This is a genomic window from Qipengyuania pacifica, from assembly GCF_019711555.1.
Classification (GTDB): domain Bacteria; phylum Pseudomonadota; class Alphaproteobacteria; order Sphingomonadales; family Sphingomonadaceae; genus Qipengyuania; species Qipengyuania pacifica.
Window position 1 is genome coordinate 288,896 of the sequence record NZ_JAIGNQ010000004.1, and the last position, 23,789, is coordinate 312,684.

Annotated in this window: 17 protein-coding genes; 9 read left to right on the plus strand and 8 right to left on the minus strand. The window is 60.8% G+C overall.

Annotated elements, in window-relative coordinates:
* The first annotated feature begins 9 nt into the window (after positions 1 to 9).
* From K3177_RS14065 to K3177_RS14085, 5 genes are all read left to right on the plus strand, one after another.
* On the plus strand, positions 10 to 1,440 hold the full coding sequence (locus K3177_RS14065; protein ID WP_221598740.1) for an efflux transporter outer membrane subunit: 1,431 nt from the start codon (positions 10 to 12) through the stop codon (positions 1,438 to 1,440).
* Between the two features lie 221 nt (positions 1,441 to 1,661).
* Entirely contained in the window at positions 1,662 to 2,957 is a 1,296-nt protein-coding gene (locus tag K3177_RS14070) for an acyl-CoA dehydrogenase family protein (protein WP_221598741.1), read from the plus strand.
* A gap of 4 nt (positions 2,958 to 2,961) precedes the next feature.
* Positions 2,962 to 4,437, plus strand: a complete 1,476-nt coding sequence (locus K3177_RS14075) for an MFS transporter (protein WP_234003200.1) — start codon at positions 2,962 to 2,964, stop codon at positions 4,435 to 4,437.
* A gap of 8 nt (positions 4,438 to 4,445) precedes the next feature.
* Complete coding sequence (locus K3177_RS14080; protein WP_103024193.1) at positions 4,446 to 5,918, plus strand: MFS transporter; 1,473 nt, start codon at positions 4,446 to 4,448, stop codon at positions 5,916 to 5,918.
* A gap of 97 nt (positions 5,919 to 6,015) precedes the next feature.
* Complete coding sequence (locus tag K3177_RS14085; protein ID WP_345725412.1) at positions 6,016 to 7,284, plus strand: MFS transporter; 1,269 nt, start codon at positions 6,016 to 6,018, stop codon at positions 7,282 to 7,284.
* A gap of 64 nt (positions 7,285 to 7,348) precedes the next feature.
* On the opposite strand, the gene K3177_RS14090 is transcribed toward K3177_RS14085, so the two are convergent.
* The 6 genes from K3177_RS14090 to K3177_RS14115 all read right to left on the minus strand — a co-directional run bounded on the left by K3177_RS14090 (position 7,349) and on the right by K3177_RS14115 (position 17,201).
* Positions 7,349 to 8,149, minus strand: a complete 801-nt coding sequence (locus K3177_RS14090) for a hypothetical protein (RefSeq protein ID WP_221598742.1) — start codon at positions 8,147 to 8,149, stop codon at positions 7,349 to 7,351.
* Positions 8,150 to 8,236: 87 nt separating this feature from the next.
* Positions 8,237 to 9,469, minus strand: coding sequence for a TetR/AcrR family transcriptional regulator (locus tag K3177_RS14095; protein ID WP_221598743.1), 1,233 nt, complete (start codon positions 9,467 to 9,469; stop codon positions 8,237 to 8,239).
* A gap of 82 nt (positions 9,470 to 9,551) precedes the next feature.
* Entirely contained in the window at positions 9,552 to 11,306 is a 1,755-nt protein-coding gene (locus K3177_RS14100) for a class I adenylate-forming enzyme family protein (protein WP_221598744.1), read from the minus strand.
* Entirely contained in the window at positions 11,306 to 12,484 is a 1,179-nt protein-coding gene (locus K3177_RS14105) for an acetyl-CoA C-acyltransferase (RefSeq protein ID WP_221598745.1), read from the minus strand. Before K3177_RS14105 ends, K3177_RS14100 begins: the two co-directional genes overlap by 1 nt.
* A gap of 294 nt (positions 12,485 to 12,778) precedes the next feature.
* The gene (locus K3177_RS14110; protein WP_221598746.1) at positions 12,779 to 15,760 is read right to left on the minus strand and encodes a TonB-dependent receptor domain-containing protein; all 2,982 of its coding nucleotides are present in this window, start codon (positions 15,758 to 15,760) and stop codon (positions 12,779 to 12,781) included.
* 31 nt (positions 15,761 to 15,791) lie between these two features.
* Positions 15,792 to 17,201: a carboxylesterase/lipase family protein gene (locus tag K3177_RS14115; protein WP_247714505.1), complete on the minus strand. Its 1,410-nt coding sequence runs from the start codon at positions 17,199 to 17,201 to the stop codon at positions 15,792 to 15,794.
* Between the two features lie 152 nt (positions 17,202 to 17,353).
* On the opposite strand from K3177_RS14115, the gene K3177_RS14120 reads away from it, so the two are divergent.
* A complete protein-coding gene (locus tag K3177_RS14120; RefSeq protein ID WP_221598747.1) occupies positions 17,354 to 18,205 on the plus strand; it encodes a TetR/AcrR family transcriptional regulator in 852 nt (283 codons plus the stop codon).
* Here K3177_RS14120 and K3177_RS14125 read toward each other — a convergent pair.
* Positions 18,202 to 18,792, minus strand: a complete 591-nt coding sequence (locus K3177_RS14125; protein WP_196847856.1) for a TetR/AcrR family transcriptional regulator — start codon at positions 18,790 to 18,792, stop codon at positions 18,202 to 18,204. The genes K3177_RS14120 and K3177_RS14125 overlap by 4 nt on opposite strands.
* Before the next feature lie 158 nt (positions 18,793 to 18,950).
* On the opposite strand from K3177_RS14125, the gene K3177_RS14130 reads away from it, so the two are divergent.
* The gene (locus K3177_RS14130) at positions 18,951 to 20,444 is read left to right on the plus strand and encodes an MmgE/PrpD family protein (protein ID WP_221598748.1); all 1,494 of its coding nucleotides are present in this window, start codon (positions 18,951 to 18,953) and stop codon (positions 20,442 to 20,444) included.
* Positions 20,445 to 20,507: 63 nt separating this feature from the next.
* Here the strand turns inward: K3177_RS14130 and K3177_RS14135 are convergent, their stop codons facing one another.
* A complete protein-coding gene (locus tag K3177_RS14135; RefSeq protein ID WP_221598749.1) occupies positions 20,508 to 21,686 on the minus strand; it encodes an amidohydrolase family protein in 1,179 nt (392 codons plus the stop codon).
* A gap of 113 nt (positions 21,687 to 21,799) precedes the next feature.
* Between K3177_RS14135 and K3177_RS14140 the strand changes: the two genes are divergently transcribed.
* Both K3177_RS14140 and K3177_RS14145 read left to right on the plus strand, forming a co-directional pair.
* Complete coding sequence (locus K3177_RS14140) at positions 21,800 to 22,738, plus strand: acyl-CoA thioesterase (RefSeq protein ID WP_247714506.1); 939 nt, start codon at positions 21,800 to 21,802, stop codon at positions 22,736 to 22,738.
* Entirely contained in the window at positions 22,735 to 23,772 is a 1,038-nt protein-coding gene (locus K3177_RS14145) for a phosphotransferase family protein (RefSeq protein WP_221598750.1), read from the plus strand. The genes K3177_RS14140 and K3177_RS14145 overlap by 4 nt, the downstream gene beginning before the upstream one ends.
* Positions 23,773 to 23,789: the final 17 nt, after the last annotated feature.

The window sequence follows — 23,789 nt, forward strand, 5'->3', positions numbered from 1 at the left end:
CATTTCATCATGGCATATCGCACCTTCATCCTCTCCGCCGTTTCCGCGCTTGCCCTGTCAGGCTGCGCGGTGGGGCCGGATCGCGTCTCTCCCTCCCCCCCGTCCCCGAGCGCGACTTCCGGCCCCTTCCTTTCCGCCCAAAACGATATCGTGACCGCCAATCCGCTGCCGCAGGACTGGTGGCGGCTTTACGAAGACCCCGTGCTGGACGGACTGGTTGCAGATGCGCTGGGCGCGAATACCGACATCCGGCAGGCGGTAGCGCGGATGGACCGCGCCCGTGCTGCCCTGCGCGGTGCGCGATCGGACCGACTGCCGACCGTCGGCCTGACCGCGTCAGCCGCCTATTCCAGAACACCGGAATTCGAGACGCCCCCCGGAGCCGATCGGACGGGTACCGGCATTTCGCTAGGTGCTGATGTGTCTTATGAAGTCGATCTGTTCGGGCGGGTCAGCGGACAGATAAGCGCGTCTCGTAACGATCTGGCTGCGGCGCAAGCGGACGCCGATGCGGTGCGGGTCATGGTCGTAGCGGATACTACGCTGGCCTATGCCAATGCTGCCAGCGCTGCCGCGCGGATCGACGTGGCGCGATCGATCGTCGCCCTGCTCGACGACAGCCTTCGCCTGACGCGGCGACGCCACGAGGTGGGCATGGCAGACGGGCTGGCAGTCGCCCGTATCCAGAGCCTTCGCGACCAGCGGGCCGCCACCATCCCGGAAATCGAGGCGCAGCGCAGCGCCGCCCTGTTCGCGCTGGCGACGCTTACCGGACGCACGCCTGCGGAATTGCCCACCATTTCGGGCGAGCGCTCGATTCCGCTCGAGATAGCTGCCCCCTTGCCCGTTGGCGACGGCACACAATTGCTGGCACGCAGGCCGGATGTCCGTGCGGCAGAGCAGCGGTTGCTTGCCGATACCGACAGGATCGGGGTTGCCCGCGCCGATCTCTATCCGCGCATAACGCTGGGCGGTTCCGTCGGATCTTCAGCATCCAGCGTGAGCAATTTGTTTTCCGGCGGTCCGCTCGGCTTCATCCTGGGACCCTTGATCGATTGGGTCTTCCCGAATCGCGAACCGGTATTCGCGCGCATCGATGCCGCCAAAGCGGACGCGCGCGCATCGCTCGCCGCATTTGACGGGGCGATCCTCAATGCCTTGCAGGAAACCGAAACCGCCCTGTCCCGATATGCCGGGGCAATCGAACGGCGGCGGTCTCTGGAACAGGCGATGCGGGCAGCGAACAAGGCGGCACGCATCACCCGCGCCCAGAACCGCGAAGGCGTTATCGATTCGCTGGATTTGCTCGATGCGGAGCGCACGCTTGCCGAAACGCGGGCCGAACTGGCCGATCAGGACGCGCTCGTCTCGAGCCGCCAGATCGATCTGTTCCGCGCTCTGGGCGGTTCATGGTCGGCTGAGCGGGAGACGGCATCGTGAACCTGAAGGCATTGCTGCGCCTGCATGCGGACGCTTTTCAGGCAGGCGCCGTGGGTTTCGGGGCGACCACCATCATCCTGCTGGTGACGTTGCTGTAGGGTTGGCGAGCGCCGGGCAAAGGTAATCACTGCTGCCCGGCGATCATTGCCTTGCCCCGATCTGAAAACTAGGTATGCTTGCAGGCGAACGCGCAAAAGTGCGTCGGTTGGGAGTATGTTTGCATGGCCTGGGATTTCGAGACCGATCCTGAATTCCAAGAAAAGCTCGACTGGATGGACGGATTCGTCCGCGAGAAGGTCGAACCGCTGGGCCTGCTGGGCATCCATCCCTATGACGTGAAGAACCCGCGCCGCAACAAGCTGGTCCGCCCTCTTCAGGAAGAGGTGAAGGCCAGGGGACTGTGGGCGTGTCACCTCGGCCCGGAGCTTGGCGGTCAGGGTTATGGTCAGGTCAAGCTGGGCCTGATGAACGAGATCCTCGGCGGTGCGAGTTTCGCCCCGATCGTGTTCGGCTGCCAGGCGCCCGATACCGGCAATGCAGAGATCATCGCCCATTACGGAACGCCCGAACAGAAAACACGGTATCTGCAGCCGCTGCTCGAAAACGAAATCGTTTCGGCATTCTCCATGACCGAACCGCAGGGCGGATCCGATCCGACCAATTTCATCACCAAGGCCGAACTCGACGGCAACCACTGGAAGATCAACGGCGAGAAATGGTTTTCGACCAACGGTCGCTGGGCGGAATTCCTCATCGTCATGGCGGTGACCGATCCCGACGCTCCGCGTCATGAGCGGATGAGCATGTTCATCGTGCCGGTCGACACGCCGGGGGTCGAAATCGTCCGCAACGTCGGCGTCTATGGCCAGGAAGACGGTTCGGAAAGCTATGTGCGCCACACCGACGTGCGTGTGCCGGCGGATCATCTCCTGGGCGAACAGGGCGGTGCTTTCGCCATTTCGCAGACACGCTTGGGCGGTGGGCGCGTGCACCACGCCATGCGCACCGTCGGCAATTGCCGCCGTCTGCTCGATGCGATGAGCCGGCGTGCTGTCAGTCGCAAGACGCGGACCGGCACGATCGCCGATTACCAGGCGGTCCAGATGCAGATTGCCGACAGCTATATCGAGCTGGAACAGTTCAAGCTGTTCGTCCTGAAAACCGCATGGATGATCGACAAATATCAGGATTACCGCAAGGTCCGCAAAGACATAGCCGCGATCAAGGCGCTGATGCCCAAGGTCTATCACGACATCGCGCACCGCTGCATCCACATCCACGGATCGCTGGGCGTTTCGAATGAAATGCCGTTCGTCGGCAGCCTCATCGGTTCGATGGTCATGGGCATCGCCGATGGGCCGACGGAAGTGCACAAGGTCACCGTCGCCAAGCAACATTTGCGCAAATATCGCGACGTCGCCGATCCGATGTTCCCCGATTATTCGCTGATAGAGCGCCGGGCCAGGGCGCGGGACATGTACGACCCGCTCGAAGAACTGGTGGAGGCGGCGGAGTAAGCCGGTGCCGACGCCAGCGATGACGCGCGGACAGCGCCTGAGCTATGGTTTCGGGGCAGTGGCGAACGGCGTCAAGAACGCCGCCTTTTCCACCTATCTGCTGCTGTTCTACAATCAGGTGCTGGGGGTCCCGGCATCCATCGTTTCGACCGCTATCGCGCTGACGTTGCTGGTCGATGCAGTGGCCGATCCCTTCATCGGCCGGTGGTCGGACATGACACGATCGCGGATCGGGCGCCGGCATCCGTTCATTCTCGGATCCGCGCTTCCGACGGCAGTATTTTTCATCCTGGCATGGTTCCCGCCCGCCGGGCTGACCGACATCCAGATGGGCGTGTGGGTATTCGCCATCGCGGCCCTGACGCGCACCTCGATCAGCGCGTTCGAAATCCCCTCCAGCGCCATGAATCCCGAACTGACCGACGATTATGCCGAGCGCACGAAGCTGTTCGGCCTTCGCTACTGGTTCGGATATGTCGGGACCTTCGGCTTCACCGCCTTTTCCCTTGCCGTGTTCTTCGTGGCTACACCCGAATTCGCCCGCGGCCAGCTCAATCCCGAAGGCTATGTGAAGTTCGCATGGCTCGGCGGCGCGCTCATTTTCGCGGCCATTCTGGTGTGCGGCTTTGGAACGCTCAGCCGAGTGCCGCATCTGCGCCAGCGCGACGAACCCGGCGAAGGCGCCACGCCCACGTCCCATTTCAAGGAGATGTTCAGCGCGTTCAGCAATCGCGGCTTCCTCGCGATCTTCGCATTCGGCGTATGCAAATACACTGCGATCGGGCTCTACGCCGCAACGACGCTGTATTTCGGCACCTATGTCTTTAAACTCGGTGCAGGACAGCTGGCCCTGCTGACGTTCGACAGTCTGGTCGCTGCAACGATCGCTGCGCCGTTCGCCCCGAAATTCTCGCGCTGGCTGGGCAAGCGCAACACATCGATGTTCATGGCGATAGGCGGCATTCTGCTCGGCCTTTCGCCGCTACTGCTGACTTACCTCGACCTGTTCTTCCAGCCGGGCGATCCGATGCTGCTGCCCACGCTCTTCATCATCGGCGCAGTCTACGGTGCCATGATCGCGACCTCGCTAATCAACACCTCTTCCATGCTGGCGGATGTGGTGGAAGATCACGCCGTGCGGACCGGCCAGCATACCGCCGGCGTGTTCTTCGCCGCGTCCAGTTTCATGCAGCAATGCTCGACCGGCCTCGGCATCATGATGGCAGGCATCGTGCTCGAACTGTCCGATTTCCCGACCGGGGTGGACGTCGACCAGGTGACGGTGGCGATGCAGAAGAGCCTGCTGATCCACTACATACCGGCCTCCGGCGGTTTGTGGATCATCGGCGCGCTGTTTCTGCTGCTCTATCCCATCACCGAGGCCAGCCATCGTGAGAACGTCGATCGCCTGAAGTCGCGCGAGGCGCAGGCCCGAGAGCAAGCCATCCGCGATGGCGCATTTGGCTCCCCCGCCAGGTAAGGATAATAATGATCGCAGATCGCTCAGCCCCCAAACTCGGGCTATCGACCAAACTGTTCTACGGCTTCGGTTCGGTTGGCTACGGCGTCAAGGACGTCGCCTTCCGCTCGTTTCTTCTTCTGTACTACAATCAGGTCATCGGCATCCGCGCCGATCTGGTGTCCTTCGCAATCCTCGTCGCATTGTGCGTCGATGCGATTTCCGATCCGATCGTGGGGCAGTGGTCGGACACGGTCCGGACCAAATGGGGCCGACGCCACCCCTTCATGTTCCTGAGCGCGATCCCGGCCGCGGGCAGCCTGCTATTCCTGTTCTTCCCGCCCGAAGGGATGAGCGAGATGCAGACCTTCTGGTACATTCTCGTGGTCGGCTGCTGCGTCAGGACCTTCATAACCTTCTTCGAAATTCCGAGCAGCGCTCTCGCCCCCGAACTGACCAGCGATTACGACCAGCGCACTTCAATCGCCAGTTTCCGCTATTTCTTCGCCTATCTCGGCGGCGTCGGCATGGCGTTCCTGACCTTGCTGGTCTTCCTCGCGCCAACGGCGGAATATCCGGTCGGCCAGCTCAATCCCGAAGGCTATCGCCTTTTCGCGATTGTCGGTGCGGCCATCATGTTTGCCGCAATCCTCATCTCCAGCCTGGGAACGCTGCACCGGGTCAAATACTTCCGCATGCCGCCTGCGCGTGAGAAGATCGGCCCTATCCGCACTTTGGTGCAGATGAAGAGCACCTTCGCGCACAAGGGGTTTCTGGCGATCGTCGCCTTCGGGGTGCTCAAATACACCTCCGTCGGCATGACCTCTGCGCTGAATATCTATTTCGGGACCTACCTGTGGGGGCTCAATTCGGCCCAATTGGCCGTGCTCACGATAGATTCGCTCACCGGGGCATTCCTTGCCCTGTTCATCGCGCCATGGGCTTCGCGTAAAATCGGCAAGCGGAACGCGGCGTTCGGCCTTGCCATCATTGCCGTGATATTCGGCAGCGCGCCTTACGTCCTGCGTCTTACCGGCAATTTCTTCGACAATGGCGATCCTCTGCTGGTGCCCGCCCTCTTTGCATTTTCGACCGTGTTTCAGATGTGCGGCGTTTCGTCGGCAGTCCTGACCCACGCAATGGTCGGCGATGTTGTCGAAGAAAGCCAACTGGCGACCGGGCGCCGCAGCGAAGGGCTGTTCTACGCGGCAAACACGCTCATGCAGAAAAGCACGTCCGGGATCGGCGTGTTCGCTGCGGGCATGCTGGTTGCGTTCGTGGGCATCGTACCGGGTATGGAACCGGCCACCATCGATCCTGCCATTCCGCGACTTCTGGCCACCGTCTACGTGCCCACATTGATCGTGCTTTATATCGGCGGGGCCGGATTCCTGTTTGCCTACCGCATCGACAGAACCACGCATGAAGCCAGTCTGGCCGAACTCGAGAAGCGCGACCGCGCCGCTGCGAGCAATGCCGACGACATTCCGGATCCATCGTGAGGGTCGGGCAGATGGCTGGCACAGGCATTTCGCACGAAGGTGAGTACTGACACTGGACCCGCTGGAAAATCCCGAAGGGCTGGAAGATCTGCGCACCGTGCAGCAGCGCGCGATGGCGGATCACGCGCGGTTCGTAGACGAAAACCTCAAGCGTAATTACCGCGCCAACTTCATTCATGGCGTTCTGGGGATGACCGGCTTTCGCCTGATCTATGCGCCCACCATCATTCCCGCCTATCTGTTGCTGCTCACGGGCAGCACGGCCGCAGTCGGCCTTGGCTCGGCGCTGCTGCAACTGGGCGCCACCATCAGCCCGATCGCCAGCGGCGCCCGGATAGAGCATCGCAGCCACATCCTGCCCTACGCCATCCGCGTCGGTTCCATGATGCGGCTGATGATCTTGGGGCTTGCACTCACGGGATATTTCCTGACCGGCAATGTCCTACTCTTCGCGACCTTTGCGTGTTTCCTCATGCTGGGCTTTTTCACCGGTGCACAGCGGGTCGCTTTCCAGATGCTTATGAGCAAGCTCATCCCGATACGGCAACGCGGGCGATTGCAGGGATACCGCAATTTTGCAGGCGGCCTGATCGCCGCCGTTCTCGCCTGGGCGGCAGGCAATTATCTGATCGCCGACGAATGGCTGGGTAATGGTTACGCCACGACCTTCCTGTTTGCCTTCCTGCTGACCAGTGCAGGGCTCATCGTGCTCAAGACCATGATCCGCGAACCTGCCGCACCGGCATCGCGCCCTCAGATGCCGATGAGAGAACGGATCCGGCAGTTCCCGGAACTATTGCACGACCGCGATTTCGCGTGGTTTCTCGTCGTCCAGTGCTTTGCCACCATGGCCCGTGTCGGCGCGCCTTTCTGGACGATCTACGCCGGGACCCAGCTCGGCCTCGATGGGGCGCTGATCGGAGGGCTCAGCTTTGTATTCCTCGGCTCGGATACGGTATCCAACATCTTCTGGGGGCCGCTGGGCGATCGCTGGGGCTTCAAGATCATCTACGTTTTTGCTCTGGCAAGCTCGATCCTCGGGGTCACCACCCTCATTATCGGCAATTCCGCCGTTCCTATCTATGCGGCCTTCGTCCTCCTCGGCGTTGGCGGGTCGGGCTGGATGCTCGCGTCCACGACCATGGTTCTGGAATTCGGCAATGTCGAAGATATCCCGATGCGGCTCGCATTCGTGACGACCCTGGAAGGCGTGATCGCAGCGACCGGCCCCGTCCTTGCCGGAGTGCTCGTAGCAACCAGCGGCTTCAAGCCCCTGTTCGCCATTGTCCTAGCCGCGGTGGTAGCGGCCCTGATATTTCTGATCTGGAAAGTACGGGAGCCCCGCCACCGGGAGCCCGCGATCTAGGCCGCGTCAAAAATGGCGAGGAGCAGACTTTCCATCGCTCTGCGCCGCCCCAACCTCTCCCGACTTACTCGGACTGCTCGCCTGAATTGGTCATTTTCTCGACGATGGACCGTCTTTGTATCGGACCCGTTGCATCCGTCCGGCTTGTGTAAAGACCGGCAAGATAGGCCCGATCATTATCTGTGAGCAGGAAAGGCTGATCTTCGCGCTTTCGACTGAACATCGAGAGTATCGATGTGTTCGGCCACGCCTCGCCAAGCACCGGATTGCCCAGGACGACCATGGAAAGGTAGTCGGAAATTTCGTAGAGTCCGAATGCACCAATTTCCTGCCCGTCGACCAGAACCAGCATCATGTTGATTGCCGGTCGTTCCGATTTGCTTAGACGCGAGCCTGTTAGAGTGCAGCCCCCGAACCCACACGGGTCACTCAGGCTTATCCAGCGTACGGGATTTTTTGTCTCGGCGAAATCGATCAGGCGATCCCTGCCTTGCTGACCTAAAAAGACTGTCTGGTTCTTGGCAAGAGCCGCTCCAATAGCCTGCGCTTCGTTATCGAATACGATCAGCATGGTTGTAGGGCAACCTTGGGGGTAAGCCTGTAATCCGAGTGATTCTGCCACTCGCGCTATATTCTGTTCGATCAGTGCGGCCTGGCCTTCGTCAACACCTACGATGCTGGGACAGATGGCCCTGTTCCATCGTGCAAGCTGTCTGGTCCGGTCCGCGTCGGTAAGGGCTTGCACAAATTCCTGAAGGGCTTCCCGTTTGCGGCCCTCGACCACGAGGTCCCCATCTGAAGGTGCCGCCGTGATAGATGAGGGAGCACCGAGAAGAGCGAGTGTGATTGCAAGGCTTTTGAGCATTCCATTAGCATCGCAATTTTTGTGGCAAAAACAATACCCTGGATTCCGAACCCCGTTCAGAAGGCGAAGCGTGCCATGCCAACCCGATTAAGAACTTCCTACCAGCATCCCTTCGCTGAGCACGGACAGGTAGGTTTTTATCGCCTCCGCTCGATCCTCGAAACGCGATGCCCAGCGGCGCGCCTCATAGGCCCCGTTGAGTGTCGACATGATGATCTGGCTGGCCACCAACGGATCGATAGCCCTGACGGAGCCGTCTTCGAAGCCATCGATAAGGAAGCCCGCGAAGCGCCGGGCCAGACGGTTCGAGCGCATCACCACGTCCGTCTTGTGATCGCTATCCAGCGCCTGAAGAGCGGTCGTTCGCAGCAGCGGCATGGGATCGAAGAATTGAAGGTCCATCAATTCGTTGAGGACACTGCACAGCTTCGTCCAATATGATCCAGGCACGTCGTGACCGGCCATCTGAACCTTCGACAGGCGGTCATAGCTGCGCTGGAAGCAATCCATCACCAGATCGTCCTTCGCATCGTGATGATGGTAAAAACTGCCCTTTGTCACGTTCAGCGCTTCGGCAATCCTGTTGACCGATGCCCCGCGATACCCGCGCTCGTTGATCATCAGCGTTGCAACGCGGAGAAATTCATCGTTTTGCGATGGCGTGACATCGCCATCGCTGCGCCAGCCGCCATCGGGCAGCGAAGACGGTGCCCATTCGCCCTTGCTAGCCGGAATGCCGTTGCAGAGGATTTCGACAATCTTCCGTTCGACGCGCGGGAAGTCGAGCACGGAATATCGCCGCGACCAGACGGGCCACCACAGCATCGCCTCGATCAGGATGTGCGAACGCGCGGAATAGAGTGCCCGTTCGGCTTCCGTAGCCGGGTCACCAAAGAACATCCTGACATCCTGCACGACATCGCGATATTTCTGGAGGAGTTCGTCCTGCTGTTCCTGATCGAGCGAGCGGATTTCCGACAAGGCCGCGATGAGACCGTGTTCCCCGCGGCGGATGCGGTCCCGAAGCTGCACGTGAAGCTTCACGAACTTGGCGATCCGCTCTCGCGGCGTCGCCTCCGCCAGTGCCTCTTCTGCCGTCGCCTTCATCAAGGCGATGGTTTCGGCATAAACCGCAACGATCAGCTGGTCCTTGCGCGGAAAATAATAGGTAACGCTGGTCGCGTTGAGCCCGATTGCGCGCGCAACCTTGGTCAGGGTGGTCGCCTGGACGCCGGTTTCGTTGATGAGCACAGATGCCGCGTGAACGATCGCGCTGCGTTTTTCGCCAAACTTCTTCGTCACATCGGGCTTCTTTGCCATCCAATTCCCCACCCCAACCGCTTACAGCAGGTACCGCTGCCCGTCCAATGGGGCAGGCGCGGCAATCCTCAGCGAATGTTACCTATGTCTCGAAGAAGCTTGAGAGTTCCTTTTTGAGTATCTTTCCGTTCGCGTTGCGAGGCAGCGTGTCAGGCGTGAACGCGATCCTGACCGGGACTTTGAACTTGGCGAGGCGTTCTGCCACCCACTCCTGCAATTCGGCCTCGCTCGCCTGCAATCCCGGCGCTAGGTGGACGACGGCCGCCGGCTCTTCGCCGAGTTGCTGATGCGGCAAGCCGATCAGGGCCGCGTCGGTCACGGCCGGGTGGTCGTAGAGCACATTCTCCACTTCGGATGAGTAGATGTTCTCGCCTCCGCGGATGATCATGTCCTTCGCGCGGTCTGCGATATAGCACCAGCCTTCTTCGTCGAGGCGGGCAAGGTCGCCGGTCTTCACCCAACCGTCGACGAAGGTTTCGGCGGTGGCTTCGGGATTGTTCCAATAGCCTTTGACTACCATCGGACCCCGGGCCCACAATTCGCCGATTTCGCCTGTCGGCAGTTCGCGGGAGCCGTCTTCGCTCATGATCTTCAGATCGGCCACTGCTACCGGCGGGCCGCAGCTGTCCGGGCGGTTGAGATAGTCTTCCGACGAATGGCCGGTCACCGTGGCCATCGTCTCGGTCATGCCCCAGCCATTGCCGGGCAAGGCTCCGAATACTTCCCGGATCTTGCGAACCAGTTCAGGCGCGGCGGGCGCCCCGCCATAGGCGATCGCCTCGATACTGGAGAGGTCGTAATTCTTGCGTTCGGGATGTTCCAGCAATTGCCATGCGATTGTCGGCACACCGCCAGTCGAACTGACTTTCTCGCGTTCGATTATCTTGAACGCTTCGACCGGATCCCACTTGTACATGTAGACCATCGTATTGCCCGCAGCGATATTGCCCATCAGCCCGGCAGAACATGCGGTGACGTGGAACAGCGGAATGACGGTCAGACCGGTCTTTGGCTGCGGTTCGGGCAATGGCTCGCCGCGCCTCAGAACCGCGCAACCGGCATTGTAACCGCTCGACAGGATATTGGTGCAAAGGTTGCGATGCGTACCCAGTGCTCCCTTGGGCCGCCCCGTCGTGCCGCTGGTGTAAAAGATGGTCGCATCGTCTTCGGGCAGGATTTCGACGTCCGGGAGGGTCGCCTGTGGCAGGGAAGCGTATTGCTTGGGTGTCCCGATCACGGATTCCAGCGTGTCGGCCCCGTTCAGTGGGTGTTCGGCACGCGTAACAAACGTATGATTGACACAGGAAAAGTCGTTCCGCCGGTCCTTCAGGCGGTCCCAGCGCTCTTCATCGCACACGAGCAGCTTGGTACCGGAGTTGGAAAGGCCGAAAGCCAGTTCATCACCGGTCCACCAGGCATTCAGTGGCACGCAGATCGCGCCGATCGTTACGGCGGCAAAGAAAACCACCGGCCATTCCGGCAGGTTGCGCATCGCCAGCGCAACCCGATCGCCCTTCTTCACGCCCCTCGCCTGGAATTCGTGCGCCAATCTTGCGACAGCACGAAACCAGGCATCGTATGTCATGCGCTCGTCTTCATAGATGACGAATTCGCGCGCACCATGCGACTGTCCAAGCAGAGCGATCGCGCGCAGATTGGGCGGCGCGTTCTTCCATGTCCGAAGCCGTACGCCGCGGATGTCGACCTCCTCCATCTCGAAGCGCATGCCCGGTGCGGTAAGGATCGCCTTGCATTCCGCCCTGCTGCGCGCTGGCCAGTTCGCCGGTGGAACCCAGCCGATCGCCGACGCGAGGTCCTGTTTTGCTTCCGTCGCCATCACATCACCTCGAACAGGCCGGCTGCGCCCATGCCGCCGCCGACGCACATCGTCACGACGACATATTTGACGCCCCGCCGTTTGCCTTCGATCAGCGCATGGCCGACACAGCGTGCGCCGGTCATGCCGAACGGATGGCCGATCGAGATCGACCCGCCATTCACATTGAGCCGATCGTCCGGAATGCCGAGCTTGTCGCGGCAGTAGAGCACCTGCACCGCGAAGGCCTCGTTAAGCTCCCACAGGCCGATATCCTCGATCGACAGATCGAAACGTTTCAGCAGCTTGGGGATCGCGAATACCGGCCCGATGCCCATCTCATCGGGCTTCGTACCCGCCACCGCCATACCGACATACCGGCCGAGAGGTGCGAGCCCCCTCCCCTTGGCGACTTCCGCTTCCATCAGCACACTCGCAGCGGAACCGTCCGCAAGTTGGCTCGCATTGCCAGCCGTGATCGAATAGCCCTCGCCCATGACGGGGTCGAGCCTTGCCAACCCTTCGATGGTGGTGTTGGGGCGGTTGCAATCGTCCATCGCAATGGTGACGTCCTGCTGCGACACCTCACCCGTTTCTCGGTCCTTCACGTCCATCGTAGTCGACACTTCGATGATCTCGTCGCTAAACTTGCCCGAAGTCTGCGCCGCCGCCGTCCGTTGTTGGGATTGCAGAGAATAGGCATCCTGATCCTCGCGCGAGATGCCATACCTTTTGGCGACCACTTCGGCAGTGCCGATCATCGGCATGAAAATATCCGGATGCATGCGCAGCAGCTCTTCATCACGCGCTGGCTTGGCGGTGTTGTTCCGTATGGCGGTAATCGATTCAATGCCGCCGGCAACGCAGACATCCATCCGATCCACGATGATCTGCTTTGCTGCAGTAGCAATTGCCATCAAGCCGCTGGAGCATTGGCGATCGATCGTCATACCCGCGACATCGACCGGAAGGCCCGCGCGAAGGGCAATCTGGCGTCCGATATTGAACCCCTGCGCCCCACCCTGGCTGGCTGCTCCCATGACTACGTCTTCGATCTCGTCGCCATTGATCCCCGCGCGCGCGACCGCGGCCTCCACGCTCCAGGCACCGAGCTGGACCGGATGGGTTGCGTTGAAGGCACCGCGGATGGATTTTGCAAGAGGAGTACGTGCGGTAGACACAATGACAGCATCGCGCATTTTTCAGATTCCTTTCCCGTTATAGCCATGAGGCAATTTTCAAACGGGATAGCCGCATTTACCCGCCGGACGCAAGCGCACACCGCCAATGTCTAAAATATTGGTATGGGCTCTTTTGAACCAAGTGCCTGAGGAGCGATCTTAACGGTAGAATATGTGGTACGCATTGAAGTTTGAGCATTTGCTTAGGCACGATGGCCAACAGCCTGCCTTCCGGCTCCACCAAATAAAAAGGGGCGGACAACCTCAAGGCCACCCACCCCTTTCCGAATTTTCGCTTCTGGGAGAGAAGGATCAGAAGCGAACTTTTGTCCCAAGCCTGAATGTGCGTCCGATCGCAGATCCGATGAATGGATCGTATCCGTATTCCAAACGCGCGCCTGCGGGATCACGATCGAAGACGTTCTCGATGCCCCCGTTGAGCGTGACGTCGAGGCCGCCAAGGTCGAGTTCAACCGATGCGAGCAAATCGTGCTGCATGAAGCTGCCGATGCGACGGCCGAAGTTGGTGCCCCCGAACTCTGTGACAGCACAGGGATCGATCAGCTCACCCGTATCCCGGTTATAGCAGCGGTTATCGTCGACACCGCTGATATAATTCACATTGTATGTCAGGGTGACCGGTTCGAAACCGAGCGAGGCAAAAGCGTTGCCGCGCCATTTCGAGACCGTCCCGGGGTCGCGGCCGTAATTGGCCCAGCCGGATGCCTCGTAACCGTTATCGAACTGCAATCCGTTGAACTCGAATGCGTCGAACTTGTATTCGAGCACATAAGTCGCGTTCGCGCCGAAATTGAATACAACGTCACCGAAATACCGCTGATAGTTCAGCGTGAAATCCAGACCGCGGGTCGTCACGTCGGGCCCATTGACCGTTTGCGTGCGAATTCGGGCGATATCCCGAGCAATGGTCACGCCCTGGGTGCACTGACCGCCCTGGAACGTGATATATTGAGTGAACGGGCTTGAGCAATCGACCAGCTGAGTGCCCGACGTACCGGGCGCGACCGCATTGGCAATCTGCTGGAACGGCAGATCGGCGAACTGGCCCTCGAACTCGTAAGTCCAGAAGTCGACGCTGAAAGTCAGGTCTCCGGCCGACAACACGGCTCCGATGTTATATGTGAGCGCTGTTTCCGGGTCGAGGTCCGGATTGCCGCCGGAATCGGTTGCGCGATATTCGTTATTGATCGCGTTGATACCGGTAACAAAGCTTGCTCCCGATGGGCTCAGATCTCCAGGCAACGGCCCACGGAAGGTCGTTCCGATAGAACCGCGGAATGCGAGAAAATCGGTTGCCTGAACCCTTGCGGAGAATTTTGGATTGATGGTCGATCCAACCGGATTGCCGTAATCTTCAAACCGCACCGCACCGACAAGTTCGATGTCGGGCGTGGGATTGACCTTCACTTCCGCAAATAGCGCGTTGATCGATTGCGTCAGATTGGCGGACGGATAATTGCCCAGAAACGAGAATGCACCAACGGGCACCAGATTGTCCGTCGGATCATCGAGGCAGCTGCGATCTCCGTCGACAGCGCAGGGATAGGCATCCGGGTCGCTGAAACGATTGATCGGCTGCGAAACGAAGGTGCTCTGCCTGTGCTGGCCGCCGAATGCGTAACCGACATCCATACCGCCAATCTGGGTCTCACCGCTTACGACGAGGTCAGCAGTCCAGAGTTCCTCGAACCCGTTGGTTCCGTTTTTCTGACGCACCCAATTGATCAGTTCTTCGCTGTTTTCCGATCCGGGAACATAGGCTGGGTTATTCAAGCCAAGTGCAGCGTTGCCTGGCGACTGGCTGATAAAGGGGTTCCAATATTGGCAGCCGTTCGTACCCGGTGTGAGGGTGTTGCAGTTGGGCCCGCCGAGACCGTTGAGGGCCCGCTGCAGACGGTCGCTGACAAAATCCATGGAATAGGCGGTTCGGTTGCTACGCAGGAACAACCCGTTGAGGTTGACCCGCATATTGTCGGACAGTTCCTTTTCGAAACCGCCCGAAATGCGCCAAGCATCGTTGAACGCGCCGCCTTCTCCGGCACCGCGTGGATCCAGCGGGTTGCCGCCCGATCCGAACGGGCGCCACAGCACGATTACCGAATAAGCGGATGCGAGATCCGGCAGCGAACCGGGGCCAAATGTCGTATCGATGAAATTCTGATAATTCGGATTGCTGCGCGGTACGATGAAACGTGAACTCGTGCCCGGCCCACGTGGACTCTGCGTTACCGGATAGCTTGGCGAATAACCGAGTTCAGGTAATTCGGTATGCGAATACAGAGCGTCTGCGCGGAAGCTCAGCGTGTCCGAAAGATCGACAGTAAGCTGTCCGAAGACCTGATACCGGTCTTCCTTCTCGATCAGGTTCACGAATGGGATGTAGGAATACCGGCAGGTCTGGAAGGACGAAATCGGCACTTCGATCCCGCCAAGACTGTTGCAGGCATCCAGCAAATTACCGTCGATCCCCGGCTGTGCCAGCGAAATTCCCGTTGCCGTCTGCGGCAGATACACGCCCGGATTGTTCAGCGGTGACCAGCCCGAGGGGTTCACTTCGTAGGGACGCTGCGTGAAATCGCGTTCGGTCGCTGGAAGTTCGGATCGGTGCTGATATCCGGCACCGACCATGATGTTGGCCGATCCGAAATTCTTTCCGACCAGAATGCTGGCCTGGTAATTATCGTCCGACCCGTCGACGAACTGCCAGTTTCCGGCAACTTCGACCCCTTCGAAATTGGTGCGGGTGATGAAATTGGCCACGCCCGCAATGGCGTCCGATCCATAGGTGGATGCGGCGCCATCCTTCAGCACTTCCACGCGCTGGAGGGCGAACATCGGGATGAGATTGGTATCCGCAGCACCATCGCCTGGTTCGGGGAAGAAGCGCTGCCCGTTCATCAGGACGAGTGTACGTTCACGGCCGAGGCTGCGCAGGTTGATCGAGCCGACGCCCTGGCTGCCGCCGGCGGCATACTGGTTCGAATCGCCGAGCACCGGACCGACCGAAGGCAGGGTCTTGATGAATTCGAGCGGACTGTCGATGCCCCGCTGGCTGAGTTCATCGACGCCGAAGACGTCGACCGGGAGAACACCTTCTTCGGACGTACCGCGGATGAAGGACCCGGTCACCACAATCGTGCTGGCGTCCTGCGTCGCGGCGGGCTGATCCGCCTCAGCCGGAGCCGCGGCATCCTGCGCGCTGACCACATTTGCTGCAAGCAAGGCCGGGACGGCCAGCGTCGTTCCCAAGAGGTATCGTGTCTTCCGATTCATCGTTCTCTCCCAATCGCTTTTTTGTTTGATCTTATTCTGTTTTTCCCGGTCCATCCGGCAATGCGTCGGCCGGAGCCATGCGGAGCCCGTCCGTTTCGATGAGGGCTGCCTGTTCACCCTTCTCGTATGGTTCCCAGACGAAACCGTCGGCACATTCGAAGCTTTGCGCGCCGGGGGGCATCTTGATGAAGGCCACCCAGCAACCGTTGACCTTCTTCGCCAGTTCGCGGTCGGCGGCGTCGGCCCGCTCCCCGCCCCAGCTCGACTGATCGATGGAATCGAATGCGAACATGAGCTCCGCCGAATGCACCGGGCCGTTGGTCCATTCCTGTGCGCGGAAGGCGGGCGTATGGTCGAAGCGGTACAAGAAGGACGGCGCACCCTCATCGCCTGCCAGTGTCGCAAAGCTGCGCGCTGCGCCAAAGCCGCCCTCGCCCCTGTTCGTCCCCACCAGCAGGGGCACATCGGTTTCTTCTCCCGCGCGCAATGCATCGATCGCCGCTTTCGGCTTGAATTTCGCGTCGGGCGTGAAGAAGAAGCCGGCCCGCAGATCGTTGGACGCGGCAAAGGTCTGAGCAGAGACACTGCGCAGCTCGTCAGCGGTAGCATCCGCCCCGATGCCGATGCCAGCCAGGGCATCCACGGCCATTTCCTCCGCCTTTTCGCGCGGACGGTCGGGAAGCAGCAGGCTGCCCGATTCCACGATGGCCTTGTCGAACAGACCCTTGGCGGATGGCAGGGCGAGCAGATTGGTGACGATACCGCCACCTGCCGACTGCCCGGCAATCGTCACGCGGGAAGCATCGCCGCCGAACGCAGCGATGTTGTTCTTCACCCATTCGAGCGCCGCGACGCTGTCCTGAAGGGCATAATTACCCTGAGGCTCATCCGAATGCTGGGCCGCAAGCGCCGGGTGAACGAAATTCGCCAGCGCGCCCAACCGGTAATTTACGCTCACGGTGATCACACCCTGCCGCGCATTCGCCGTCCCGTCATACGATCCAAGGCTGCCCGCACCCAGGAAGAAGGCCCCGCCGTGAAACCAGACCAGCACCGGCGCTCCGCTGGCATTCTCCGGCGCAGTGATCGTCAGATACAGGCAGTCCTCCGACTGCGCGCCATTGACCCCGCCGAAATTGGCGACGGTCGTGTCGAGATCGACAGGCTGCGTGCAGGCCGGTTCGTGCGCAGTGGCCGAACGTACGCCCGACCATGGCTTGACCGGCTGCGGCGGACGCCAGCGATATTCCCCGGTTGGCGGGCTGGCATAAGGCACGCCTCGAAAAACCAGTACGCCATTTTCGCGTGACCCCTGCAGGGCTCCGGCGGTCACATCGACAGTAACCGCATCGATCGGTTCGGGCATTTGCGCGTGAATTGCAGGTGCCTGGAATGCCGTTATCAGCATTACACCCGCGAGCGCAGCCGGAGTCCCCCGCATGTCTCTCTCCCATTTCCTCACCATCTGCTTAGCGCGATATTTACGATCTAACAACAAAGATTTTAGAAGATCGGGTACGAAATGAAAACTGGCTGCTGAAACCACGGTCCCGGCGGTAGACAGACCGACCCGATCGGGCGTATCTTTCCCTCATGGAAGTCACTCGCGCAGAGCTGTTCAACTCGGTCTGGTCGGAACCGTTGGGGAATGTGGCATCGCGTTACGGCCTGACCGGGAATGGGCTTGCGAAGATTTGCGATCGGCTGGCCATTCCGCGTCCGCCCAGATCACACTGGACCAGGAGCGTCGAAGCACGCGACGCCCAGCCCCCTTTGCCCCCGGCACCGCTTGGCCTGAGCGAGACATTCGCTTTGGGGAGCCGCCAGCCTCGCCAGTCGCCCGGCACCCGCACGCGAATGTCTGCGGAAGCCCGGCGGCAGCAATTGCTCGATGCCGCCGGGAAGATCGCCGTTCGCAACGGAATATCGGCGGTCACCATGCGCTCGGTCGCCAGCAGCGTCGGGATCAGCGAAACCCAGGTTCACAACTGCTTTGGCGGACGGACGGATCTTCTGGCAGCCCTTGCACGCCGGGAAATCGATGCGCAGGAAAGCCATCGACGCAGGAATATCTCGCGCGGATCGTCGCATCACACCCGGGTGATGCTGTCGACGATCGGCTATCTCCACGAAGCCCATCGCCGCGGGCCGCTGATGCAGATGCTTCTGCATCTGCCGGAGGTGCGCGAAGCATTGAAGCACGAACGCGCCTCCAAGGGCGAAGCGGCACGTGAGCCCATCCTGAAGCAACTCGTCGCGAGTGGCAGCATGGATCTTGCCAGCGCGAAGGCGTCAACGGCCGCCCTGACCGCGGTCTCGTTGAAGGCGGGTGGTATCGTCGCCAGTCGCCGGGCGCCTTTTGCGACGGTGGAAGCGATTTGCCTTCATATCGTCATGGCGGGTACCGAGAGCGACGAACGGATAGCGTCCGGCAAAGCCGGTTAGTGCGTCGGCCTTAGGGCAAAAGATTGCAGCGATGCCGCTATCAGCCGCTCGCAGGTCTGTGCGGCAGTTTCTTGATCGATCTCTCCACTGCGCACGAGACGGGCCAGCGCTTCCGGGATGGCCCCATTCAGCTCTATGAGGACGAATGCTTCGCGCGGCTCCAGTGCGAGCGCATGGCAGGTTTGAGTGGCCAATGAACGCGCCAGGCGCATGAACCGTTTGCGGCTTTCCTGTCCCAGCGGGCTATCCTGATTGCGTTCCCTCAGGATCAGCTGGAGCACCGGCCCTGCTTCCACCAGATAGTGAAAATATGCCAGATTGGCGCCGATCGCCCTGCGCTCGAAGGCCTCGCCATCATCACCTTGCAGGGGCAGGTGTTCTTCCAGCCGGCCAAGATGAATCTGGAAGATCGCATCGAGTATGGCGGGAACCCCGTCGTAATAGACGTACAGAAGGCTGCGGCTCACTCCGATACGGTCGGCAATATCATTTAGCGTCAGGCTGACCGATCGCGTTTCGAGCATGATCGCCTCGGCCACCTCCAGCACCTGACCGGCCCGATCGCCCCCATCCTCGAATTCCGTCATGCGGAGGATGTGAAACCAGCGGCCATCGAAGGCAAGGACCTTTCTCCAATCGTGCCGGAAATCCTTATTGGTTTGACTGTCAGGCGACCCTGGGGCACCCTCGTTGCTGAACAAGATGGGAGAAAACCGTGGCGCTGGATTTCACGAGAAGAGGTTTGATGAAGACCGGGTATGTTGCAGCCACGGTATTGGCGACCAAAGCATCGATCGTCAGCGCACAGTCCGGCGAGGGCCAGAAAACGATGAAATCTCCCGGTGATAGTGGCTGGCAGGACATCACGCCGGACCTGACGGACTACATTTCAGGCGCGGCGACACACACCGTTCCTGCGGCCATTCGGGAGCGCGCAAGACTGCACATTCTCGATACGCTGGCCTCGATCATTGCCTGCAATTCTCTGGAAGCGGCAACGCTGGGCCGCGCTTATGCCGCTGCAATGTCTCCCGATGGACAGAGCCCCATCCTCGGCTCGCGTCAGGCGGCTTCGCCGGTCGATGCAGTCTTTGCGTCCGCCATGACTGCGCACGCAGCAGAAATAAACGACTTCATTCCGTCCGCCTATGTGCAGCCGGGCCCTGCGATCGTACCTGTTTCGATCGAAGCTGCACGCGCAAACGGCCGAACGGGTTCGGATCTGGTCGGCGCGGTGATTGCCGGATACGAGATCGCCGGTCGCCTGCCCAAGGCTATCGGGACCCGCAATCTCTACCTTGCCGGGCTCGCCAATCATGGCATCGCGCCAACCTTTGGCGCAGCATCTGCCGCGGCAAGCCTGATGGCCCTGTCACCGGAACAGGTCGATCACATGCTCGCCTACTGCTCGCAGCAGGCGTCGGGCTCCTGGCAATGGCTGCTCGATATTCGCCACATCGAAAAAGCCTTCGTTTTCGGCGGCATGGGAGCGCGTAACGGATTACAGGCCGCTTATATGGCGCAGCTAGGCTTTACCGGCGTGCCCGAAAGCTTCGACAATGAAAACGCATGGTTCCGCTGGCGCGCATTTCAGGGCGAAGGCAAGGACCATGCATCGCTGGTCGATGGTTTGCACGAGCGGTACGAACTCTCGCTCGCAGCGATGAAACGCTATCCGGTGGGCGGCCCGACGCAGCCCGCCGTGCGCGCGCTGCTCGATCTGCGCGAAACCATCGTTCCCGATCAGGTGGAAAAGATCGTGGTCGCCATGCCGGGTGAAGCGGCCACTTTCGAACGCGCGAACATGCCCGCGCTCAATATCCCCTATCTCGCTGCGATCATCATGCTCGATGGCCGGCTCGATTTCGTGGACGCGCAGTCCCTGAGCAGACAGGAAAAGGACGAGCAGGCCAGAGCTTTCGCCCGCAAGGTTACCGTGGTCCGCGATGAAGCGCAGGAAATGGGCGAAGGCGAGGACCGGACGGAAAGCGCGCGCGTAACCGTCACCCTCAAGGATGGCAGAACGGAAGAACGTTATGTCGCTTATGTACCCGGCTTCCCCACGCATCCCCTCGGCAAGGCGGAGGTAGAGGAAAAGGCCATCGAATTGATCGAGCCGGTGCTGGGCCGGTCGAAAGCAGATCGACTGGTCGCTCTGTGCGACGGTCTCGACGATGCGCAGAGCATCGAACCAATCATCGATCTTATGCGCTTCGACGGAGATGCCGCCCGCAGTTGAGGCGGATTAAAAAAGGGGGCATCTTCCGATGCCCCCTGAATTCACATTCCACTGAGTTCTTGGTTACTCGGCTGCTTCGGCGAGCGGCTGGCTCTCACGAAACATCATGTGATCGTAATTCGTCCGGTAGAACATGTCCTTCACGTCCTCGTCGAACCCTTCGAGGGACGTCTCGAACTTCCCGTAGGGATCGCGCGTTCCTTCGGGGTGCGGATAGTCGCTGGAGAACATGTAAAGCTCCGGCGAACTGTCGCGTATCATACGTCCGACATCTTCGTTCGGGAACGGCGTGAACCGGACGGCGCGCTTGAGATATTCCGACGGCATCAGATCCATATCCTTCAGGTACTGATCAGTCTTGCTGAAGGAATGCCATCCGTGGTCGAGCATGCGGAGAAACTCCGGAACCCAGCCGGCCCCGCTTTCGATAACGCCGCCGCGCAGTTCCGGGAAGCGCATGAATACGCCGTCATAGACCATGGCCGTAAGGAATTCCTGCGGTGCGAACCACAGGCACAGGAAATCCGGGAAGCGGAGGTTCTCGCCGCCGCCGTGGAGATCTGCCGCCCGGTCACGTCCATTGTTCTTGAACTTGGGCGGCTGGGTTTTCGTGCCGGGCCCGATATGCAGCATGAACGGGATACGGCTATCCTGCAGGAACTGCCAGAACGGGTCCAGATCTGGATGGCCCGGGCTCTTGTCGCCCGCCGGACCCGCACTGAACATTACGGCCTTAGCGCCAGCGCCGACCGCCCGCTTTGCTTCCGCCAGGGCCCGATCGGGATCGTCAAGCGGCGCGAAGGCGACACAGTCCATCCTGGCATCGGCATCGCAGAAATCCTGCTGCGCCTTGTTGAGGGCGGTTGCCGCGGCATATCGCTGATCGTCATCCGTGGCCTTGGTGATAGCTCCCAGGCCGAATGTCGGAAATACGAGCTGGCTGTTGAACCCGAGCCAGTCGAGCGCCTCGACACGCTCATCCTTGTCGAAACCGCCGTAGCCCAGCCAGCCCTTGGCTCCTTCGATGGGATTTTCCAGCGCCTTTGCCCGCGCTTCGGGATCGTTCTTACGGGCCTTGGCCGCGTCGATCATCTTGACGATGCGGTCGCCGCCTTCCCGCTTGGAATATACCTGCGAATACAACTCCTTGTACTCACCTTCCAGATAGGGGGCCAGCCAGTCCTGGGTTTCCATTGTGTGGGCGTCGGCGTCGTTGACGACTCGTCCGGCGGTGTACGTCATGCTTGTCTCCTGAACATCTGGCACGCTTATCTCACACTATTTGTTAGTTCGTCAAACGCATTGTGGAAATTGATGTCACGGAGGAGTCCGAAGATGCCCGGCGAATTCCGAGCTTGAAGGTCGGACATTGTTCGAATATCGGGTATGCAAAGGACGGGAGAGGTCTAATTATTCACCTACCGACGATACTTGGCGTCGAGCAGATCGCTGCCGACACCTATGAAGGCGGGGTCGGGCCCGCCATCGGGCCGCGCCTTTTCGGCGGACAGGCTATCGCCCAAGGCCTGCTCGCGGCGTGCGAAGCGGAAAGCGAAGGGCGTCTTCCCCACTCGCTTCACGCCTATTTTCTGAAAGCCGGGTCCAGCGCGCATCCCGTTCGTTATCGCGTCACCACGCTATCGGAAGGCCGCAGCTTCGCAACGCGCCGCGTGGAAGGATCGCAGGGCGACACGTTGATATTCTCGATGATCGCGTCCTTCCATGTGACCGAGCAGGGGTTCACCCATTCCGCCTCTGCCCCCGCCGACATGGATGTATCCGCGGCGCTCGACGCGCTGGAAAGCTGGCGCCGGCATAATAGCGAAGCCAGCAGTTCGCCGATCATCGACCGTTTGCAGAACCGACCGATCGAAATCGTCCCGCTCGATCCGGGCTCGCTCTTCGGCGCGCGTTCGCGAGAACCCAAAACGGGCGTGTGGATGCGCCTGCGCGATGCGGCGGACACCGATCCGCTGCTGCAACGCGCCCTGCTCGCCTACGCCTCCGACATGATGTTCCTGCGCAATGCCATGCTGCCCCATGCCGTGCGTCCGGGAAGCCCCTCGGTTCAGGCGGCCTCTCTCGACCACGCGATCTGGTTCCACGAAACGCCGGACTTCAATCAGTGGCATCTCTTCGCGACCGACAGCCCCTGGGCGGGCCACGCACGCGGCTTGAACCACGGTCATTTCTTCGATGAAACCGGGCGCATGGTGGCAACGGTCAGCCAGGAAAGCCTGATGCGCCCCAAGGGGGACGTGCTCGACAGACTGCGCGAAGGCGAAACCCCATGAGTAATGACGACACCGCCCCCGATTTCGACATCGCCGCGCTGGAGCGATGGATGGCGCAGAACGTCCCCGCTCCTTCCCCGGTCGAGCGGATCGAGAAATTCCCCGGCGGGCAATCCAATCCCACCTATCGCGTGCGCACGCGCGAAGGCCAGATGGTCCTGCGCCGCAAACCCTTCGGCAAACTGCTTCCTTCCGCCCATGCGGTGGACCGGGAATATCGCCTCATCGAGGCCCTGCACCCGACCCCGGTGCCCGTCGCGCGCCCGATCGCGCTGTGCGAGGATCCCGCCATCATCGGCGCCCCCTTCTACCTGATGGAAATGGTCGAGGGCCGCACCTTCTGGAAAGGCGAGCTTCCCGACTGCAATCCGCAGGAACGGCGCGCCATCTACAATGCCATGATCGATGCCCTCGCCGCGCTGCATGCGGTCGACCACGAGGCCGTGGGCCTCGGGGATTACGGCGCGCCGGGCAATTACTTCGCCCGCCAGGTCGGCCGCTGGACGAAACAGTACCGCGCCGCGCAGACCGACGACATCCCCGAGGTCGAACGGCTGATCGAATGGCTGCCCCGCACCCTGCCGCAGCAGGATCGCACCTCGATCATCCACGGCGATTACCGCATCGACAACATGATCTACGCGCCCGACCGGCCCGCCATCCTGGCGATCATCGACTGGGAACTGTCCACCCTCGGCGACCCCCTGGCCGATTTCGCCTATCTGGCGATGAACTGGGCGATGCCGCATGGCGGGCGCGGCGCGCAGCTCGGCGGGCTCGACCTGCCCGCGCTCGGCATTCCCACGCTGGAGGAGATGACCCAGCGCTATTGCGCCGCCACCGGTCGCGACAGCGTTCCCGATCTCAACTGGTTCTTCGCCTACAATCTGTTCCGCCTCGTCGGCATCATCCAGGGCATCAAGAAACGCACGCTCGACGGCAATGCGTCCAGCGCCAATGCCGAGGCGGCAACCGCCCGCATCGTTCCGCTGGCGCAGCAGGCCTGGGCATTCGCGCAGCAGGCACAACACTGACATGCAAGGGAGAGCAT